The 1,122-nt window shown below is 66.8% G+C and carries 1 protein-coding gene; it reads right to left on the bottom strand.

All coding sequences use genetic code 11. The annotated features are described in order from the left end of the window. Positions 1-87: 87 nt before the first annotated feature. Positions 88-1,050, bottom strand: a complete 963-nt coding sequence (locus ACFC79_RS38260) for an electron transfer flavoprotein subunit alpha/FixB family protein (RefSeq protein ID WP_376249898.1) — start codon at positions 1,048-1,050, stop codon at positions 88-90. Between the last annotated feature and the right edge of the window lie 72 nt (positions 1,051-1,122).

The raw sequence follows: 1,122 nt of genomic DNA, 5'->3' as shown, positions 1-1,122 counted from the left end.
ACGGTCCGGGGCCGTGTGGTGGATGTGGCACCACACGGCCCCGGACCGTCGAGGAAGCAGGAAGAAACAGGGAGGAACGGGAGGGGATCAGCCCTTGCGGGCCTCGATCTCCTCGGTCAGCTGGGGAACGACCTGGAACAGATCACCCACCACGCCGTAATCCACGAGATCGAAGATCGGCGCCTCCGCGTCCTTGTTCACCGCGACGATCGTCTTCGACGTCTGCATACCCGCCCGGTGCTGGATCGCCCCGGAAATACCCGACGCGATGTACAACTGCGGCGACACCGACTTCCCCGTCTGCCCGACCTGACTCGCATGCGGATACCACCCCGCATCCACCGCCGCACGCGACGCACCCACCGCCGCACCCAACGAATCCGCCAACGCCTCGATCACCGCGAAATTCTCCGCACCATTGACCCCACGCCCACCCGACACCACAATCGCCGCCTCCGTCAGCTCCGGACGACCCGACGACTCACGCGCCGTACGCGACACCACCCGCGTCCCCGACGCCCCCGCCGAGAACACCACCGACAACTCCTCCACCACACCCGCCGCAGGAGCCTCCTCCACCGGCGCCGAATTCGGCTTCACCGTAATCACCGGCACACCCCGCGACACCCGCGACCGCGCCGTGAACGACGCCGCGAACACCGACTGCACCGCCACCGGACCCGACTCACCCACCTCCACATCCACCGCATCCGTAATCACACCCGACCCCAGCCGCACCGCCAGACGCGCCGCAACCTCCTTCCCCTCCGCCGACGACGGCACCAACACCGCCACCGGCGACACCACCCCACACGCCGCCTCCAGCGCATCCACCTTCGGCACCACCGAAAACTCCGCGAACTCCGACGCCTCCGCAGTCAGCACCCGCACCGCACCATGCCCCGCCAACACCCCCACAGCACCCGCAGCACCCGACCCCAACACCACCGCCACCGGCTCACCCACCCGACGCGCCAACGTCAACAACTCCAACGTCGGCTTACGAACCGCACCATCCACATGATCGACAAACACCAGAACATCAGCCATGAGACTTCTCAACTCCCACCAGAAACGACGAAACGAACGACGAAACGAACGACGACACCCACCGGCACACAC

Source organism: Streptomyces sp. NPDC056061 (assembly GCF_042266885.1).
GTDB lineage: Bacteria > Actinomycetota > Actinomycetes > Streptomycetales > Streptomycetaceae > Streptomyces.
This window is presented reverse-complemented; position numbering and strand designations above follow the sequence as displayed.